The organism is Prodigiosinella aquatilis, assembly GCA_030388725.1.
GTDB lineage: Bacteria > Pseudomonadota > Gammaproteobacteria > Enterobacterales > Enterobacteriaceae > Prodigiosinella > Prodigiosinella aquatilis.
Genome location: CP128857.1, coordinates 3,540,664 through 3,557,561, shown reverse-complemented (window position 1 = coordinate 3,557,561; position 16,898 = coordinate 3,540,664). Strand labels below are relative to the sequence as shown.

19 protein-coding genes are annotated in these 16,898 nt (G+C 49.7%); 14 read left to right on the top strand and 5 right to left on the bottom strand.

The window, feature by feature from the left end:
* The first annotated feature begins 15 nt into the window (after positions 1–15).
* From PCO85_16580 to PCO85_16570, 3 genes are all read left to right on the top strand, one after another.
* Complete coding sequence (locus PCO85_16580; GenBank protein WJV52820.1) at positions 16–1,164, top strand: 3-phenylpropionate MFS transporter; 1,149 nt, start codon at positions 16–18, stop codon at positions 1,162–1,164.
* An 81-nt stretch (positions 1,165–1,245) separates the two neighbouring features.
* Positions 1,246–1,872 carry a DUF1007 family protein gene (locus PCO85_16575; GenBank protein ID WJV56115.1) on the top strand — a complete coding sequence of 209 codons (627 nt, stop codon included), beginning with the start codon at positions 1,246–1,248 and terminating at the stop codon, positions 1,870–1,872.
* Positions 1,863–2,936, top strand: coding sequence for a nickel/cobalt transporter (locus tag PCO85_16570; protein WJV52819.1), 1,074 nt, complete (start codon positions 1,863–1,865; stop codon positions 2,934–2,936). The genes PCO85_16575 and PCO85_16570 overlap by 10 nt, the downstream gene beginning before the upstream one ends.
* 46 nt (positions 2,937–2,982) lie before the next feature.
* On the opposite strand, the gene PCO85_16565 is transcribed toward PCO85_16570, so the two are convergent.
* From PCO85_16565 to suhB, 4 genes are all read right to left on the bottom strand, one after another.
* Positions 2,983–3,783: an ABC transporter ATP-binding protein gene (locus PCO85_16565; GenBank protein WJV52818.1), complete on the bottom strand. Its 801-nt coding sequence runs from the start codon at positions 3,781–3,783 to the stop codon at positions 2,983–2,985.
* Positions 3,780–4,859: an iron ABC transporter permease gene (locus PCO85_16560; GenBank protein WJV52817.1), complete on the bottom strand. Its 1,080-nt coding sequence runs from the start codon at positions 4,857–4,859 to the stop codon at positions 3,780–3,782. Before PCO85_16560 ends, PCO85_16565 begins: the two co-directional genes overlap by 4 nt.
* Positions 4,860–4,865: 6 nt before the next feature.
* A complete protein-coding gene (locus tag PCO85_16555) occupies positions 4,866–5,990 on the bottom strand; it encodes an ABC transporter substrate-binding protein (protein ID WJV52816.1) in 1,125 nt (374 codons plus the stop codon).
* Positions 5,991–6,138: 148 nt separating this feature from the next.
* Positions 6,139–6,942, bottom strand: a complete 804-nt coding sequence (gene suhB, locus PCO85_16550) for an inositol-1-monophosphatase (protein WJV52815.1) — start codon at positions 6,940–6,942, stop codon at positions 6,139–6,141.
* 123 nt (positions 6,943–7,065) lie between these two features.
* Here suhB and trmJ point away from each other — a divergent pair, with 123 nt between their 5' ends.
* The 11 genes from trmJ (at position 7,066) to sseB (ending at position 15,886) form a co-directional block, all read left to right on the top strand.
* A complete protein-coding gene (gene trmJ / locus PCO85_16545) occupies positions 7,066–7,794 on the top strand; it encodes a tRNA (cytosine(32)/uridine(32)-2'-O)-methyltransferase TrmJ (GenBank protein ID WJV52814.1) in 729 nt (242 codons plus the stop codon).
* 115 nt (positions 7,795–7,909) lie between these two features.
* A complete protein-coding gene (gene iscR / locus PCO85_16540; protein WJV52813.1) occupies positions 7,910–8,404 on the top strand; it encodes a Fe-S cluster assembly transcriptional regulator IscR in 495 nt (164 codons plus the stop codon).
* Positions 8,405–8,457: 53 nt separating this feature from the next.
* Positions 8,458–9,672 (top strand): IscS subfamily cysteine desulfurase, encoded by a 1,215-nt coding sequence (locus PCO85_16535; protein ID WJV52812.1) that lies wholly within the window; start codon positions 8,458–8,460, stop codon positions 9,670–9,672.
* Between the two features lie 23 nt (positions 9,673–9,695).
* A complete protein-coding gene (gene iscU / locus PCO85_16530) occupies positions 9,696–10,082 on the top strand; it encodes a Fe-S cluster assembly scaffold IscU (protein ID WJV52811.1) in 387 nt (128 codons plus the stop codon).
* A gap of 33 nt (positions 10,083–10,115) precedes the next feature.
* Positions 10,116–10,439, top strand: coding sequence for an iron-sulfur cluster assembly protein IscA (gene iscA / locus PCO85_16525; GenBank protein WJV52810.1), 324 nt, complete (start codon positions 10,116–10,118; stop codon positions 10,437–10,439).
* A gap of 93 nt (positions 10,440–10,532) precedes the next feature.
* Complete coding sequence (gene hscB / locus PCO85_16520; GenBank protein WJV52809.1) at positions 10,533–11,051, top strand: co-chaperone HscB; 519 nt, start codon at positions 10,533–10,535, stop codon at positions 11,049–11,051.
* Between the two features lie 77 nt (positions 11,052–11,128).
* A complete protein-coding gene (gene hscA, locus PCO85_16515) occupies positions 11,129–12,979 on the top strand; it encodes a Fe-S protein assembly chaperone HscA (protein WJV52808.1) in 1,851 nt (616 codons plus the stop codon).
* A 2-nt stretch (positions 12,980–12,981) separates the two neighbouring features.
* Positions 12,982–13,317: an ISC system 2Fe-2S type ferredoxin gene (gene fdx / locus PCO85_16510; protein WJV52807.1), complete on the top strand. Its 336-nt coding sequence runs from the start codon at positions 12,982–12,984 to the stop codon at positions 13,315–13,317.
* Between the two features lie 12 nt (positions 13,318–13,329).
* Positions 13,330–13,530, top strand: coding sequence for a Fe-S cluster assembly protein IscX (iscX, locus tag PCO85_16505; protein ID WJV52806.1), 201 nt, complete (start codon positions 13,330–13,332; stop codon positions 13,528–13,530).
* A 96-nt stretch (positions 13,531–13,626) separates the two neighbouring features.
* Positions 13,627–14,922, top strand: coding sequence for an aminopeptidase PepB (gene pepB, locus PCO85_16500; protein WJV52805.1), 1,296 nt, complete (start codon positions 13,627–13,629; stop codon positions 14,920–14,922).
* Between the two features lie 169 nt (positions 14,923–15,091).
* Complete coding sequence (gene sseB / locus PCO85_16495) at positions 15,092–15,886, top strand: enhanced serine sensitivity protein SseB (GenBank protein ID WJV52804.1); 795 nt, start codon at positions 15,092–15,094, stop codon at positions 15,884–15,886.
* A 90-nt stretch (positions 15,887–15,976) separates the two neighbouring features.
* Here the strand turns inward: sseB and sseA are convergent, their stop codons facing one another.
* Positions 15,977–16,831, bottom strand: a complete 855-nt coding sequence (sseA, locus tag PCO85_16490; GenBank protein ID WJV52803.1) for a 3-mercaptopyruvate sulfurtransferase — start codon at positions 16,829–16,831, stop codon at positions 15,977–15,979.
* Positions 16,832–16,898 lie beyond the last annotated feature (67 nt).

Genomic DNA, 16,898 nt, shown 5'->3' with positions numbered 1-16,898 from the left:
AAAATGGGAGGAGACATGATTCTGCAATCAACGCGTTGGCTGGCATTAAGTTATTTCACCTACTTTTTTTGTTATGGCATTTTCTTGCCATTCTGGGGAGGCTGGCTGAAGGGCGAAGGATGGTCGGCAGAAACCATTGGCATGCTGTTAGGGGCCGGACTGGTTGCCCGCTTTCTCGGTAGTCTCTTCATTACTCCCAGCGTAAGGGATCCATCACGGTTGGTTAGCGTGTTACGGCGACTCGCATTGCTGACGGGCCTATGTGTCACTGGGTTTTGGCTGGGTAATGACTGGTTGTGGCTGATGTTGGTGATGGTCGGATTTAATCTGTTTTTTGCACCATTAGTACCATTAACAGATGCACTGGCCGCAACCTGGCAAAAACAGATGACGATGGATTATGGTCGGGTTCGTCTTTGGGGTTCGCTTGCGTTTGTCATTGGTTCGGCCGTTACCGGTCAATTGGTCTCCGTATGGGGACATCAAGCCATATTGGTTGTGTTGTGCGCCGGATTGCTGGCAATGCTGTTGGGCATGATGCTACGCCCCAGCATTATGCCGATGGCATCTGCAAAATCGACAATGACAGATGCGGTGACGCCCTGGAAAATACTGTTGACTGAACCGCCAGTCTGGCGGTTGCTGATTTGTGTAGCACTGCTGCAAGGGGCTCATGCCGCTTACTATGGATTTAGCGTTATTTACTGGCAAGACGCGGGCTATTCAGCTTCGGTTATCGGTTATTTATGGGCATTGGGCGTTGTGGCGGAAATCGTTATTTTTGCTCTGAATAATCAGCTGTTCCGACGTTGGTCATCCCGTCAGCTTCTGTTGCTGTCTGCCATCTGCGGGGTTATTCGCTGGGGGTTGATGGGGGCTACTGTGGCGTTGCCCTGGTTGATTGTGATACAAATTTTACATTGTGGTACGTTTACGGTTTGCCATTTGGCGGCAATGCGGTTTATATCTGCCCGTAACGGGGGAGATGTGCTGCGCTTGCAGGCAGTCTATTCAGCGTTGGCGATGGGCGGTGGTATTGCCATTATGACCATGGTTTCTGGTTTTTTGTTTGAACATCTGCACGGCAAAACCTTCTGGGTGATGGCGTTGCTGGCGATTCCACCACTCTTTCTGCGCCCTTCGGTTAGCCCACAAGCGGCATAACGTGGAGGGGAAAATTGATATTAGGCCGTTGTCAGGATAAAGATGTCCTATTGTAATGTGTTTAATTTTACATCTCGTGGGATGACATATGCGCTTATGGCCGTGTTGATGCTGTTGTCCCGGCAGGCTTTGGCACATCCACACAGCTTTATTGATATGCAAACCACGGTGGAAGGTCAGGATGGGTACATCACAGGATTGCGCATGAACTGGACGATGGATGCCATTACTTCGGCCGATCTGCTGTACGATGCGGGAAATGCCACCAAGGACTCTGTCGTTTGGAAAAAGTTGGCTGCCCAAGTGATGGCGAATGTGCTGGGGCAACACTATTTTACCGATGTGTATCGCAATGGTAAACGAGTGAAATATGTTGCGGTGCCGACGGAGTACCGTCTTTCCCGCAAAGGCAATCAGGCGGTGCTGGAGTTTGTGCTACCGCTTGCCCATCCGCAGCCACTAGCCGGTAAACCGTTGCAAATATCAACCTACGATCCTACTTACTTCGTTGATATGTCATATAAAGATGGAAAAGCTATTACTGTGTCGCCATTACTGGCATCACATTGTAAAACCACGTTGTGGACACCCAAACCCAATCTCTCGCTACAAGCCTATGCACTGTCACTGGATAAACGTAGTAAACCGGTGGCTGATGTTTCGCTCGGTAAACAGTTTGCCCAACAGGTAACGCTGCAATGTCAATGAATATGACCGGAACAATTCGCCCAATCTCCCGTTTTAGATGGCTTCTCAATTTATGGCCGCTGGTGCTGTTTTTGTTGTTGTTAACGGTAGGATTACGCGAAGCTTTCGTTTATTGGCCCGAGGTCCTGATGAGAAGCGTTGTGTGGCAAAAATCCCTGCATCAGCAGATGTCCCAACTGATGGAGCTGGTGAAGGCTCAGCCACACCGTGCGGGGCTGAGCCTGATGGTATTCAGCCTGGTGTATGGTGTGCTGCATGCCGTAGGGCCAGGTCATGGCAAAGTTGTGATTGCTACCTATCTGGCGACGCATCCGTCTAAACTGAAAAACAGCCTGCAACTGACTTTTGCTGCCGCGATGCTGCAAGGTATGGTTGCAATTGTATTAGTGACGCTGGTGCTCACGGTGTTACAGCTTTCCAGTCATGCGCTACATATCAGTACGTTCTGGATGGAAAAAGGCAGCTTTATTCTGGTGATCGGATTAGGGTGCGTGCTTTGTCTGCGTGCGGGCAAAGGTCTCATCGGCGTTCTGGTTTCCGGTTATCGGAATCGGCCGGTCTTTCATATCCAACGCGTGACGTCAATCATGACGGAACGTGCTCCCAACAATATTCTCCGCCAGCCGGTATCCCCGGTGCATCATCATGATGCACATTGTGGTTGTGGGCATCGTCATATGCCTACCCCCGAAGAGCTGGAGCGTGATAGCGGCTTGCGTACCCGTTTACTGGTTATTCTGTCCATGGGATTACGTCCTTGCTCCGGAGCAATTATGGTGCTGCTGTTTGCCAAAGTGATCGGGGTGTTCGGCTGGGGGGTTGCTTCTGCGCTGACGATGGCGTTGGGCACAGCATTAACCGTCTCTGTGTTGGCGGTATTGGTATTTTATTGCCGACGGTGGGTTGAAAAATTGAACAGTCATAACACACCGGTCATTTGGCAACATATTGTCTGGTATACGCTGTCTCTGGCTGGTGGTGTAGTATTGGTTGGCTCTGGGGTGTTGCTTTATCTTATTACTCAGCCAGCATTGATGGGAGGGATCCGTCCATTTGCTGGTTAGTTCTCCCCGCCAATAAAATGTGAAACTGACGGGGTTAACACGGCTTTTAAATAGTGGGGGCTGAAACCAGACCGTCAATCATAACCTGTGGAATGCCTTGTGAGCAGCGTTCAATTCTTCCCCGCACACCATACACGGTGGCCAGACTCTCAGCATTAATGACCTCGTAAGGTTCCCCGCTAGCCACCAGTTTACCGTTTTTCAGCATCAGAGCATGGTCGCCGTGACGCAATGCAATATTAATATCATGCACTACGACCACAGTAATGATGTTGCGTCTACGGGTTTCCCGACGCACCAGATCCATCACGTGAAATTGATAGTTAAGGTCCAACGCGCTGAGTGGCTCATCCAGTAATAGCAGCGACGGCTGGCGGACCAGTGATTGCGCCAGGCCCACCAGTTGTTTCTGCCCACCGGATAGCTGGTCGAGATAACTCAGTGCCAGATGTTCAATACCGAGCTGTTTAAGTAAGGTCATGACTTCATCGTGATTCTCGGGATGATGATGCAGACCACCGGAAGCTCGCTGTGCAACAATAACCGATTCCAGCACATGCAGGTGAACCCCCGCAGGCAGCGATTGTGGTAGATAGACAACCTTTTCCGCCCGTTGGGAAAAAGGCAATTGCATCAGGTCAACATCGTCCAGCCGTAGTTCACCGCTAGCCGGGTTAAGTCCCGCCATTGAGCGCAGTAATGTCGATTTACCGCTGCCGTTCGGCCCCAGTAATACAGTGATTTTTCCCCGCGGGAGTAACGGAACTGACAGATCGGCAATAACCGGACGCTTCGGATAACCTGCATGGAAATGTGAAATGGCTAACCCATTATGTGGCTGACTCATACATTCCCCCGGTGGCGCAGGATAATACTCAGAAAGAAGGGAACCCCTACCAGTGATGTGACGATCCCAACGGGGATGATGGCCCCGGGGAGCAGATTCTTGGAAGCAATAGAAGCAAGGGAAAGCACTAACGCACCGATCAGTGCACTGGCTGGCAAATAAAAACGGTGATCTTCACCGAAAACCATGCGGGCGATATGGGGAGCAACCAGCCCAATAAAGCCAATAGGGCCAACAAATGCGACTGACAGTGCTGACAGAAAACTGATACGCAGCAGCGCAGAAAGGCGCAGACGTCGGACGTTAATACCAAAACTGATCGCCCGGTCTTCTCCCAGCCGTAATGCGGTCAGTTTCCATGAACTCATCATGGAAAGCGGCATGATAATGGCCAATGCCAGTAGCAAAATGCCCAGTTTTTGCCAGGATGATCGAGCCAGACTGCCCATAGTCCAGAACACCAGACCTTGCAGGGTATCTTCGTTGGCGACGAATTGCAGCATGGAAACCAGTGCATTAAAGGTAAACACCAGGGCGATACCGAATAATATTACGCCGGATGTGGCTACCTGTGTCCAGCGAGTAACACCATCAAGCAGTAGGGCAGCCAACAAGGCAAACAGAAACGCATTCGCGGAGATAAACCATTGCGTCGGAATGCCGGGAATACCAATACCTAGCACAATTGCCAGTGCCGCACCAAATGCTGCGGCAGAAGACACGCCGAGAGTGAATGGACTGGCCAACGGGTTGTTCAGAATAGTTTGCATTTCCGCACCAGCCAATCCCAGCGCCAAACCAACAGTAACGGCCATTAGCGCATATGGCAGACGGATATCCCAGACAATCACCCGAGTGCTGGCATCAGCGTTAGCTGGATGGGTCAGCGTCTGCCACAGTACGTCAAGCGAGAGCCCTGATGGTCCCATTACAAAATCCAGCAATAGTGATCCGATAATTGCTGCCAGTAGAATCGTCAGCAATATCAGTCGGTGACGGATAATGTGTCGATAGCTATTTATCACGCTGTTGCCAGTATGAATACCGCTGATATTGGGTTCGATAGTTACACTCATGAAAGGTTACTCAGCCAATTTCCATGTAAAGATAAAGTTGCTGTCAGGCAAGTTGGTAAAATGACGCACGATGTAGTGGTAGGTGTCATCTGGGTTCAGTGAAGAAAATTGTTTGGGATAGACATCTTTTGCCAGATATTCCATACCGACAATATTGTATGGATTGTTATAAAACTGATGATAAATACCATAAACGTGTTTGGCCTGAACGGCTGGGATTTGACGAATACCGGTACGGTTTAACAACATATCGGCCTGAGTTGTAATACTTGATTGAGTCGCGCCATAACCAAATGGCAGTATTCTGCTGGTACCGTTACCGCGTTTGGATCCAGTCATGATGTAAGTGTCGGGTTTTTCACTGATCACTTTTTCCAATGAAACGAAACCGGCTGCACCCGGAAGTATATCGGAACCAATATTGTCGGCACCGATAGCTTCAAGCAATCCGCCCCAGCCATTATGTGCATGGGTAAAACAGCAGGCATCACTGTTACCGGCAATCGGTTCGATAAACACCTTTGGTTTAGGATGAATTGTTGCCGTTTTCTTTTGGATATCAGTCAATTGTTGACGGTAGTAGTCGGTATAGGCTTTGGCGTTGGCTTCTTTGTTCAGTACCTTACCTAACAGGTCAATGCTGGGCGCTGTGTTTTGGGCTGGGTTAATTTCGTAATCAACAAAAACAATTGGGATATGCAGTGAGTGGAGCTTGTTGAGCACGCCATTTTCCATCAGTGCCGGTTTGGCCCGCAGTTGAGCAATCATCAAATCTGGCCGTTTGGACAGAATACTTTCCAGCTCAACGTTACCTTTATCACTAAATCCCATATCCAGGATGGCGCTGGATTGCGGCCATTTCCCTTTCAACAATTCCCAGGTGGCCGTGTCCTGTTTTTTGGGCAGGTTATTCCAGGCAACTACGCGGGTAAAGGGGTTATTCCTGTCCAATAGAGCCAGCGCCATGATATCGCGGCCATCCTGAAGCACAATGCGTTTGGGTTCTTGTTTTATAGTGACTTTTTGTCCGGCAATGTCGGAAATAGTGAGGGGGTATTGTGTGGCGTAACTGGCAAAAGAAGCGGTGAATGCAGCGACCAACAAGGCATGGCGCAATGATTTTTTTAGCATGGTTATTTCCAACGTCCTACTCTCACAAATGGAATGATTATAATAATTATTATCATATAAAAACAGGCATTCATTCAATAGCGATGAGATGTAAGGAGAAATAACGGGGATACATCATGCCAGCAGTGGCTGGCATGAAGAGAAGAGATTAGCGCTTTAATGCGTCACTGAGGCTATCACGAATGGTCGACAGTAGTGATTTAACCACTCGTGGATTGCCTGCAACAAGATTGCCGGAAGAGAGATAGTTATGGCCGCCAACAAAATCGGTCACGACACCGCCAGCTTCACGCACCAGCAGTTCACCGCCGGAGAAGTCCCAGGGTTTTAATCCAATTTCAAAGAAACCATCAACACGACCAGCTGCGACATAAGCCAGATCTAGCGCGGCAGAGCCGGTACGGCGGAAATCAGCACATTGACTGAACAGTGTTTCAAGGATACGAAAATAGCTGGCGCTATGCTGTTTGAGCTTAAATGGGAAACCGGTCGCCAGAATAGTGCCGTCCAGATCCCGGGCATTGCTGCTGCGTAAACGGTAGCCGTTCAATTGCGCACCCTGACCACGAGCAGCCGTAAAAAGTTCGTTGCGCATAGGATCATAAACCACAGCGACTTCAGTGCGGCCTTTAATGCGTACAGCGATGGAAACCGCAAAATGCGGCAGACGTTTGATGAAATTGGTGGTGCCATCCAGGGGATCGATAACCCATTGTACATCCTGATCCTCACCGGCCAGTTCCCCACACTCTTCACTAATGATGGTGTGCTGGGGATAGGATTTCTGGATGACGTCGATGATCAGTTTCTCTGCATCGCGATCAACGTTGGTGACAAAATCATTGTTGCCTTTTTGACTGGCCTCGATGGCATCGGGTGTTTCGTAATTCTTAGCTATCAGGTTACCGCCTTTACGCGCAGCGCGCACGGCGATGTTAAGCATCGGATGCATGGTATCGTCCACAAGAATGTTAAAGAACAGGAAGCGGCGCGCAGTATAGCAGAGGAAAGGAAGAATATCTAAGTTTGTGTTAATCTAATCCGATTTTCCGTTTTGCACTACTATAGAGTCCGTATGCTACAAAATATTCGTGTTGTTTTGGTTGAAACCTCTCACACTGGCAATATGGGGTCGGCCGCCAGGGCAATGAAAACAATGGGGCTAAGTAACCTCTATCTTGTTAATCCGCTGGTGAAACCAGATTCACAGGCCATAGCACTTTCAGCGGGTGCCAGCGATGTGATTGGTAAGGCGACCCTTGTCGATACACTGGGTCAGGCAATAGAAGGCTGTAGTCTGGTGGTGGGAACCAGTGCCCGTTCCCGAACATTGCCCTGGCCAATGCTGGAACCCAGAGAGTGTGGTGTTCGCAGCGTCGCTGAAGCGAAACATGCACCAGTTGCTATTGTCTTTGGTCGGGAGCGCGTTGGTTTAACCAATGACGAGCTGCAAAAATGCCATTACCATGTTGCTATCCCTGCGAACCCTGAATACAGCTCACTGAATCTGGCAATGGCGGTTCAGATTCTGGCGTATGAAATCCGCGTGGCTTATCTGGATAGTCTTCTGGTTAAAGAACCGGTTCATGAAGATAGCCCATATCCGCTAGCGGATGATCTGGAGCGTTTTTATCAGCATCTGGAACAGACATTGCATCAAACCGGATTTATTCGGCAGGCGCACCAGGGACAAGTGATGAATAAATTACGCCGTCTGTTTACCCGAGCCAGGCCGGAAAGTCAGGAACTGAATATTCTGCGTGGGATCTTGAGTTCGATTAACAAAACGCGTCCTGAAGAGTAGTTGAGTGGTTTACCCGGACAAATAGTTGACTAAAACACTCGGGAATGTCAAACTCGCGTTATGTTTTGACCATACATGTTTCTATAATACATGTTCATCTACGGGTACCACAAACATGAGACTGACATCCAAAGGCCGTTATGCCGTTACCGCCATGCTTGATGTGACGCTGCACTCAAAAGATGGCCCGGTTCCACTAGCTGATATTTCTGAGCGTCAGGGAATTTCGCTTTCTTACCTGGAACAGCTGTTTTCCCGTCTGCGTAAGCATGGTCTGGTGGCCAGTGTCCGCGGACCGGGTGGTGGTTATCTGTTGGGTAAAAGCGCCAGCGACATTGCAGTGGGGTCGGTGATTTCTGCCGTGGATGAATCGGTGGATGCCACTCGCTGTCAAGGACGTGAAGGTTGCCAGGGGGGAGATCGCTGTCTTACGCATACCTTGTGGCGTGACTTGAGTGATCGCATTACCGATTTCCTTAACAGCATTACGTTGGATGAGCTGGTCAATAACCAAGATATTCTGGACGTTGCGGATCGTCAGGATGCAGATACGCGTCGTACCTCCAACGGACGCGTACAAGACACCATTAACGTTAATTTGCGCGCCTGAAATAAAACAAGATGCTTTGCACGTTTTGAAGTGATGTACGGAGTTTAAGAGCAATGAAGTTACCTATTTATCTGGACTACTCAGCGACAACGCCAGCCGATCCGCGTGTAGCTGAAAAAATGATGCAGTTTTTGACCCTGGACGGAACTTTTGGCAACCCGGCTTCCCGTTCCCACCGTTTCGGTTGGCAGGCAGAAGAGGCGGTCGATATTGCCCGTAACCAGATTGCCGAGCTGGTTGGCGCGGATCCGCGTGAAATCGTATTTACTTCCGGTGCGACAGAATCCGATAATCTGGCTATCAAAGGTGCTGCCAATTTCTACCAGAAAAAAGGCAAGCATATCATTACCAGCAAAACTGAACATAAAGCGGTGCTGGATACCTGCCGTCAGCTAGAGCGTGAAGGTTTTGAAGTGACTTATCTGGCCCCTCAGCGTAACGGAATTATTGACCTGAACGTGCTTGAAGCGGCCATGCGTGATGACACCATTCTGGTTTCCATTATGCATGTTAATAACGAAATCGGCGTGGTACAGGATATTGCGACTATCGGTGAAATGTGCCGTAGCCGTGGTATCGTTTTCCATGTGGATGCTACTCAAAGTGTCGGCAAACTGCCTATCGATCTGAGTCAGTTGAAAGTTGATCTGATGTCTTTTTCCGGCCACAAAATTTATGGCCCGAAAGGGATCGGCGCACTGTATGTTCGTCGTAAACCGCGTATTCGCATTGAAGCGCAGATGCATGGTGGCGGCCACGAGCGCGGCATGCGTTCCGGCACGTTGCCAGTACATCAGATCGTTGGTATGGGTGAAGCTTACCGTATTGCCAAAGAAGAAATATCGACGGAATCTGCTCGTCTGCGAGCGCTACGTGATCGCCTATGGAATGGCATCAAAGATATGGAAGAAGTTTATCTGAATGGCGATCTGGAGCAGGGAACACCGAATATCCTGAATGTCAGCTTTAACTATGTGGAAGGTGAGTCCTTGATTATGTCGCTCAAGGATCTGGCGGTTTCTTCCGGTTCCGCCTGTACCTCAGCCAGCCTGGAACCGTCTTATGTATTACGTGCGCTGGGGTTGAGTGATGAACTGGCGCATAGTTCGATCCGCTTCTCGCTGGGTCGTTTCACTACTGAAGAAGAAATCGACTACACCATCAAGCTGGTTCGTAAATCTATTGGTCGTCTGCGCGATCTTTCTCCATTGTGGGAAATGTTCAAGCAGGGTGTAGATATTAGCAGCATCGAATGGGCCGCACATTAATTCGCAGGAATCAGGACTAAATTATGGCTTACAGCGAAAAAGTAATCGATCACTACGAAAACCCGCGCAATGTCGGATCTTTTGACAACGCCGATCCGAATATCGGCAGCGGCATGGTCGGAGCACCAGCTTGTGGTGATGTGATGAAGTTGCAGATTAAAGTCAACAATGACGGTATCATTGAAGACGCCCGCTTTAAAACCTATGGTTGTGGCTCGGCTATTGCCTCCAGTTCGTTAGTAACCGAATGGGTCAAAGGCAAAAGCCTTAGTGAAGCAGAAGCGATTAAAAATACCCAGATCGCTGAAGAACTGGAATTACCACCAGTAAAAATTCACTGCTCTATTCTGGCTGAAGATGCTATTAAAGCGGCTATTGCAGACTATAAAAGTAAACATGACGCTAACTAATTGTAATATAAGTTAAAATTTAGAGGTTGTTGTATGTCGATTACCCTGAGCGACAGTGCTGCACAGCGTGTTAATGCCTTTATGGTAAACCGGGGCAAGGGTCTGGGCCTGCGTCTGGGTGTGAGAACATCCGGCTGTTCTGGTATGGCGTATGTACTGGAATTTGTTGATGAACTGGACGCTGACGATGTGGTGTTCGAAGACAAAGGCGTTAAGGTCATTATCGATGGCAAAAGTCTGGTCTATCTTGATGGTACAGAACTGGATTTCGTCAAGGAAGGGCTGAACGAAGGTTTTAAATTCAATAATCCCAACGTTTCAAACGAGTGCGGTTGCGGAGAAAGCTTTAACGTTTAACCGTCATGCGGGTTATTGGTCGATCTCTGGTGGCTTCTCCGCTCTGCGGAGTTGCCACCCAAGCGTTAGTATCTCCAACTCTCAGAGTACGCTATGGATTACTTTACTTTATTCGGGCTGCCGATTCGCTATAACGTGGATGGCAGCCTGCTTGTTTCCCGGTATCAGGAACTGCAGCGTCAGTTCCATCCTGACCGTTTTGCCGCCAGTCCCGAACGGGAACGCATGATGTCGTTACAACAGGCGGCAACGATCAATGATGCCTACCAGACGCTGAAACATCCGCTGAAACGTGCCGAGTATATGTTATCTTTGCACGGTTTCGATTTAATGAATGAACAGCATACGCTCCAGGATACCGAGTTTCTGATGGAACAACTGGAATTACGCGAAGAACTGGATGCTATCGAGCATCAATCAGATATAGACATCGCGTTGTCGGTGTTCTCCGATCGCCTGAATGGTATGATCCATCAACGTAGCGAACAGATGCAACGCGAACTGGATGACGAGTCCTGGGCCGTGGCAGCGGACACCGTACGTAAACTACGGTTCTTTGACAAGCTTCAGCAGACGGTTGAACAGCTTGAAGAACATTTGCTGGAGCGATAAGTGTTAATCCCGGTGGGCAATCAATAGGCGACATAAGTTTATCGATCTTCCCACCAGCCAATTGATGGAAGCTCAATATGGCCTTATTACAAATCAGTGAGCCAGGACTCAGTACGGCGCCACATCAGCGTCGTTTGGCTGTTGGTATCGATTTAGGCACTACACATTCTCTGGTTGCGACAGTACGCAGCGGTGAGGCACAAACGTTACCTGATCCTGAAGGTAGAGAACTGCTGCCCTCGGTTGTGTATTACCATACGCAAGGACATCAGGTCGGCTGGGATGCTCGTAATCAGGCGGGCAATGATCCGGTCAACACTATCAGTTCGGTCAAACGATTGATGGGGCGTTCACTGGCTGATATTCAGCAACGTTATCCTCATCTTCCTTATCGTTTTATCGCCAGTGATAACGGGTTGCCCGTGATTCAGACGGCGTCGGGCAACCGAAATCCTGTTCAGATATCGGCAGATATTTTATCCGCGCTGGCGCAGCGGGCGGAAGTCGCGCTGGATGGCACGCCAGATGGCGTGGTGATCACCGTGCCGGCTTATTTTGATGACGCGCAGCGTCAGGGCACCAAAGATGCGGCTCGTCTGGCAGGATTGCATGTGCTGCGTCTGCTTAATGAACCTACTGCTGCCGCCATTGCGTATGGTCTGGACTCAGGACAGGAAGGTGTTATCGCGGTTTATGACCTTGGCGGTGGCACGTTTGATATCTCTATTCTGCGCCTAAGCCGCGGTGTGTTCGAAGTCCTGGCGACTGGTGGTGATTCTGCACTGGGCGGTGATGATTTTGACCATTTGCTGGTGGAGTGGCTGCGGGAACAGGCTGGTATAACCAATCGTGACGATCATCATCTGCAGCAATCGCTGATCAATGCTGCGATTAACGCCAAAATTGCTCTGAGCGAGAAGGACGCTGTTCCGGTATCTATTGCTGGTTGGCAGGGTGAAATTACGCGAAAACAGTTTAATCTGCTGATTGCGCCGTGGGTTAAGCGCACGCTGTTGTCTTGCCGTCGTACGCTGAGAGACGCGGGGATCAGCCTCGATGAGGTGCAGGAAGTGGTGATGGTCGGGGGATCGACCCGTGTACCACTGGTGCGTGAACAAGTGGGTGAGTTCTTTGGTCGAACACCGCTTACCTCTATCGATCCGGATAAAGTCGTGGCCATCGGCGCAGCTATTCAGGCTGATATTCTGGTGGGTAACAAGCCTGACAGCGAAATGCTGCTGCTGGATGTCATCCCATTATCCCTCGGTCTGGAAACGATGGGGGGGCTGGTGGAAAAAATTATTCCGCGTAACACCACGATCCCCGTTGCTCGTGCTCAGGAATTTACCACGTTTAAGGATGGTCAGAACGCCATGATGATTCACGTTCTGCAAGGTGAACGTGAGTTAGTGCAGGATTGCCGGTCGCTGGGGCGCTTTACGCTGCGAGGTATCCCACCATTGCCCGCAGGGGGGGCCCATATTCGTGTTACATTTCAGGTTGATGCAGACGGGTTGTTGAGTGTAACGGCGATGGAAAAATCAACGGGTGTGGAAGCCTCTATTCAAGTGAAACCATCTTATGGATTGAGTGATGATGAAATCGCCGACATGATTAAAGACTCCATGATGAACGCACAAGACGATATCAGTGCTCGTATGCTGGCAGAGCAAAAAGTAGAGGCAACACGTGTATTGGAAAGCCTGAACAGTGCGTTGGCATCAGATGCCGATTTGCTCACTGAAGACGAAAAAACAGCAATTGATGCCGCAACCCAGCACCTGCAACAGGTTGTAGAGGGAATAGATGCGGCAGCAATTGAGATCGCCATTAAAATATTAGATCAACAAACCCAGGAATTTGCCGCCCGCAGGATGGATATTTCCATTCGTCGTGCGCTGGCCGGGCATTCCGTGGATGGGGTATAAGTATGCCTAAGATTGTTTTTCTGCCACATCAGGACTTATGTCCAGACGGGGCGGTTTTGGAAGCAGAATGTGGTGAAACCATTCTCGACGTTGCATTACGTAATGGTATTGAAATTGAACATGCCTGCGAAAAGTCCTGTGCCTGTACCACTTGTCACTGCATTGTCCGTGAAGGATTTGATTCGTTGCCGGAAAGTACCGAGGATGAAGACGATATGCTGGATAAAGCCTGGGGGCTGGAACCAGAAAGTCGTTTAGGTTGTCAGGCTCGGGTCACCGATGAAGATCTGGTGGTGGAAATTCCACGGTACACGATTAACCACGCGCGCGAACATTAACAGGAGAAAAGTATGGGGCTGAAATGGGCGGATAGCCGCGCTATTGGTGAGGCGCTCTATGATCGTTATCCTGATGTTGATCCGAAAACGGTGCGTTTCACCGATATGCACCAATGGATTTGTGAATTAGATGATTTTGATGATCAGCCCGAGTCTTCTAGTGAAAAAATTCTGGAAGCGATTTTGCTGGTCTGGCTGGATGAAGCTGAATAACCAGTATGGCGGGCCGCTATCTGGCGGCCCGTTTTTTTCTTTTTCATTTTGGCAAAACTGGCCTGCTAAAAGAAGAGCCTAATTGGGAGCATTATTATGACAACCGAAACTATGCTGATAACCCTTTCCCACCAACCTGCTGATGCGCGCTGGGGCGAAAAAGCCACGTTAACTGCCAACGAACAGGGCTTTATCATTCATCTGTCAGGTGGTGCTCCACTGAATACTATTCAGTGCGCGGCACGAAAAATTGACGGACAGGGTATCAAACACGTCAAGCTGGCAGGTGAAGGCTGGGATCTGGAAAGTAGCTGGGCGTTTTGGCAAGGTTACCGCGGGCCGAAAGGGAAATGTATTGTCGATTGGGCTCCGTTGGATGAAACCGCGCAACTGGAACTGGATCGTCGCCTGAAAATTATCGACTGGGTGCGCGATACTATTAACCTGCCGGCAGAGAATCTTGGACCGGAACAATTAGCGACGCGAGCTATCGATCTACTGTGTGCCGTGAACTGTGATTCGGTGTCCTACCGCATTACCAAAGGTGATGATTTGCGCGAGCAAAACTATGCCGGCCTGCACACGGTCGGCCGTGGTTCTGATCGTTCACCAGTATTGCTGGCGTTGGATTATAACCCGACGGGTAACCCGGATGCGCCAGTGTTGGCCTGTCTGGTAGGGAAAGGAATTACTTTTGATTCCGGTGGCTATAGTCTGAAGGGCAGCAGCTTCATGGATTCCATGAAGTCTGATATGGGTGGTGCCGCGTTGGCGACCGGTGCGCTGGCGCTGGCGGCTTCCCGTGGTTTGAAACAACGGGTGAAATTGTTCCTGTGCTGTGCGGATAACATGGTCAGCGGTAATGCTTTCAAACTGGGTGATATTATCAGCTATCGTAACGGTAAAACGGTGGAAGTGATGAATACCGATGCGGAGGGTCGTCTGGTACTGGCCGACGGTCTGATTGATGCCTCTGAACAGAATCCGCAGTGGATTATCGACTGCGCGACGTTGACTGGTGCAGCAAAAACCGCATTAGGTAATGATTATCACGCGCTATTCAGTTTTGATGATGCGCTGGTGGACTCGCTGATGGGCAGTGCACGTGAAGAGAATGAACCGTTTTGGCGTCTGCCGTTGGCAGAGTTTCACCGTCAGCATTTGCCTTCCAGCTTTGCCGAGCTGAACAACGTGGCTGGGTCGGCACATACTGCTGGTGCCAGCACGGCTGCCGCTTTCCTCTCCTATTTTGTGAAAAACTATCAGCAAGGCTGGCTGCACATCGATTGCTCCGCCACTTATCGTAAAAGTGCCGTAGAACAGTGGTCGGCGGGAGCAACCGGTTTAGGGGTACGCACACTGGCCAACTTCCTGTTGAGTAAAGCGGATTAAATAAAATAGTGCCAGCTATGTGTGACTGGTCTTGATCTTGTTGGCAGAATGGCGTCGGAGAACCGTAGTATCATCACGGGTTATCTGGCGTTATTTTTTTATTGAGAAACAGCCTGATTGCCAACCGATGTTCGACTCGGTGGATAAGGTTGTTATTGTGAGGATTGTTATGGATTTTTCACCGCAGAATAAACTGGAAGAAGTCTTAACATTGGCAGCAACGGAGCCTGCGCATCGGCCTGAATTTTTCAGTGAGCTTATGGATGCAACGGTTTATGTTCTGGGCAGTAGCGATGAGAATGAGGTATTCGGAGAAAAAACGTTGCAGTCGGACAGTAACATCCAACTTCAGCATTGGGAAAAACCTGATGGTAGCTCAGTGATTCCTTTTTTCTCTTCACTGGAAGCGTTGCAACTGGCTGTGAGTGAAGAACAGGCATTTTTGGCGTTGCCAACCCGCACCCTGTTTGAATTTACCCAGGGAGTGGCCCTATTCTTGAATCCTAAATTACCCTATGGAAAAGAGTTCCTGCCGCAGGAGATTGAGCATCTGCTTTCTGGTGAAGGCAACAGTCTGATTCAGCAGAGCGTGATTGAAGACGACGCTGAAATACTGATTGGTCAACCAGCTGAAATGCCAGTACAGATGATTGACTCACTGACCCAGCTGTTTACCAAATATCCGCAGGTACATCGGGCGTTTCTGGTACAGATTCAGGAGCCAGATGAGGAACAGCCGCACCTGTTGATTGGTATTGATGCAGATAACGATGTCGAAGACATTATTCATGCGGCGGGTACGGTGGCCAGTGATACGTTACCGGATGATGGTTCAATCGATCTTTGCCTGGTACGGAACAATGAACCCGGTATCAGCCATTATATGACACAGCACACTACACCGTTTTATGAACGCAAATGGGGTAGTTTCCTGCGGGATTTCAAAAAGACGGTTCAGGCCTGAGACGTTAGCCCGACTGAGAATCACTCGTTTTTGAGTATCTGTCGAACGACAAGAGATCCGTGCTCATGCAGAACACGGATCTCCTGGGCGTTACGTCCGGGTGGTAACCGGCAGATCGTCTCTGGCACCCCATTCACTCCAGGAACCATCGTAAAGTGATACTTGTCTGGCATTCAGTGCTGTAAGCGCGAGAACGACTACTGCGGCAGTAACACCAGAACCACAGCTGGCGATGACTGGACGCTGAATATCTACGCCATGCTGGTGGAAAATGGCTATCAATTCTTCTGCCGGTTTTAATGCGCCGTCGGCAACCAGCTCTGTCCAGGGGACGTTAAGGCTACCGGGAATGTGGCCGCAGCGCAGCCCCGCCCGTGGTTCATTCGCTTCGCCGCTAAAGCGGGATGCCGACCGAGCGTCAACAATTTGTTCCGAATGATCGCGGCTGATAGCCAGCACCTCGTCACACTGGCGAATTTTTGTTGCATCAAGATGGGCATGGAACGTCGTTGCCGGACGGTTTATATCTCCTGTCTCCAGCGGAAACTGACGTTGCTTCCACCCAGCCAGGCCACCACTAAGAATAGACACCTGGTTTACACCAAATGTACGCAACATCCACCAAGCGCGTGGTGCGGAGAAAAGATTGCCTTCATCATAGACAACAAAATGTTGTTGCTCGCTGAGTCCTAGTTTTCCCATCTCCAGAGAGAATACGCCGGTATCCGGCATCATATGTGGGAAAGGACTTTGATGATCAGAAAATGCTTCAATATCGAAAAAAACGGCACCAGGCAGATGACCTGCGTTGTATTCATTATGCATATCGCCGGTCGTACTGCCTGCTGTCAGCATGCGGGCGTCAATCAGTGCTATATCAGGATCGTTCAGATGTGTGCTAAGCCAGGATGATGAAATAAAAATATCGGAACAGGATGTAGACATAAAACCTCCCACACTGGGGCTGATCTCGTTGCCCTTGAGTGACACAAGAGGTTAATTATCAGTGATT

What these genes read in the sequence shown, in the direction of transcription:
- PCO85_16580 (WJV52820.1), top strand. Translation starts at nt 16, where the DNA reads ATGATTCTGCAATCAACGCGTTGGCTGGCATTAAGTTATTTCACCTAC.
- PCO85_16575 (WJV56115.1), top strand. Translation starts at nt 1,246, where the DNA reads ATGACATATGCGCTTATGGCCGTGTTGATGCTGTTGTCCCGGCAGGCT.
- PCO85_16570 (WJV52819.1), top strand. Translation starts at nt 1,863, where the DNA reads ATGTCAATGAATATGACCGGAACAATTCGCCCAATCTCCCGTTTTAGA.
- PCO85_16565 (WJV52818.1), bottom strand. Translation starts at nt 3,783, where the DNA reads ATGAGTCAGCCACATAATGGGTTAGCCATTTCACATTTCCATGCAGGT.
- PCO85_16560 (WJV52817.1), bottom strand. Translation starts at nt 4,859, where the DNA reads ATGAGTGTAACTATCGAACCCAATATCAGCGGTATTCATACTGGCAAC.
- PCO85_16555 (WJV52816.1), bottom strand. Translation starts at nt 5,990, where the DNA reads ATGCTAAAAAAATCATTGCGCCATGCCTTGTTGGTCGCTGCATTCACC.
- suhB (WJV52815.1), bottom strand. Translation starts at nt 6,942, where the DNA reads ATGCATCCGATGCTTAACATCGCCGTGCGCGCTGCGCGTAAAGGCGGT.
- trmJ (WJV52814.1), top strand. Translation starts at nt 7,066, where the DNA reads ATGCTACAAAATATTCGTGTTGTTTTGGTTGAAACCTCTCACACTGGC.
- iscR (WJV52813.1), top strand. Translation starts at nt 7,910, where the DNA reads ATGAGACTGACATCCAAAGGCCGTTATGCCGTTACCGCCATGCTTGAT.
- PCO85_16535 (WJV52812.1), top strand. Translation starts at nt 8,458, where the DNA reads ATGAAGTTACCTATTTATCTGGACTACTCAGCGACAACGCCAGCCGAT.
- iscU (WJV52811.1), top strand. Translation starts at nt 9,696, where the DNA reads ATGGCTTACAGCGAAAAAGTAATCGATCACTACGAAAACCCGCGCAAT.
- iscA (WJV52810.1), top strand. Translation starts at nt 10,116, where the DNA reads ATGTCGATTACCCTGAGCGACAGTGCTGCACAGCGTGTTAATGCCTTT.
- hscB (WJV52809.1), top strand. Translation starts at nt 10,533, where the DNA reads ATGGATTACTTTACTTTATTCGGGCTGCCGATTCGCTATAACGTGGAT.
- hscA (WJV52808.1), top strand. Translation starts at nt 11,129, where the DNA reads ATGGCCTTATTACAAATCAGTGAGCCAGGACTCAGTACGGCGCCACAT.
- fdx (WJV52807.1), top strand. Translation starts at nt 12,982, where the DNA reads ATGCCTAAGATTGTTTTTCTGCCACATCAGGACTTATGTCCAGACGGG.
- iscX (WJV52806.1), top strand. Translation starts at nt 13,330, where the DNA reads ATGGGGCTGAAATGGGCGGATAGCCGCGCTATTGGTGAGGCGCTCTAT.
- pepB (WJV52805.1), top strand. Translation starts at nt 13,627, where the DNA reads ATGACAACCGAAACTATGCTGATAACCCTTTCCCACCAACCTGCTGAT.
- sseB (WJV52804.1), top strand. Translation starts at nt 15,092, where the DNA reads ATGGATTTTTCACCGCAGAATAAACTGGAAGAAGTCTTAACATTGGCA.
- sseA (WJV52803.1), bottom strand. Translation starts at nt 16,831, where the DNA reads ATGTCTACATCCTGTTCCGATATTTTTATTTCATCATCCTGGCTTAGC.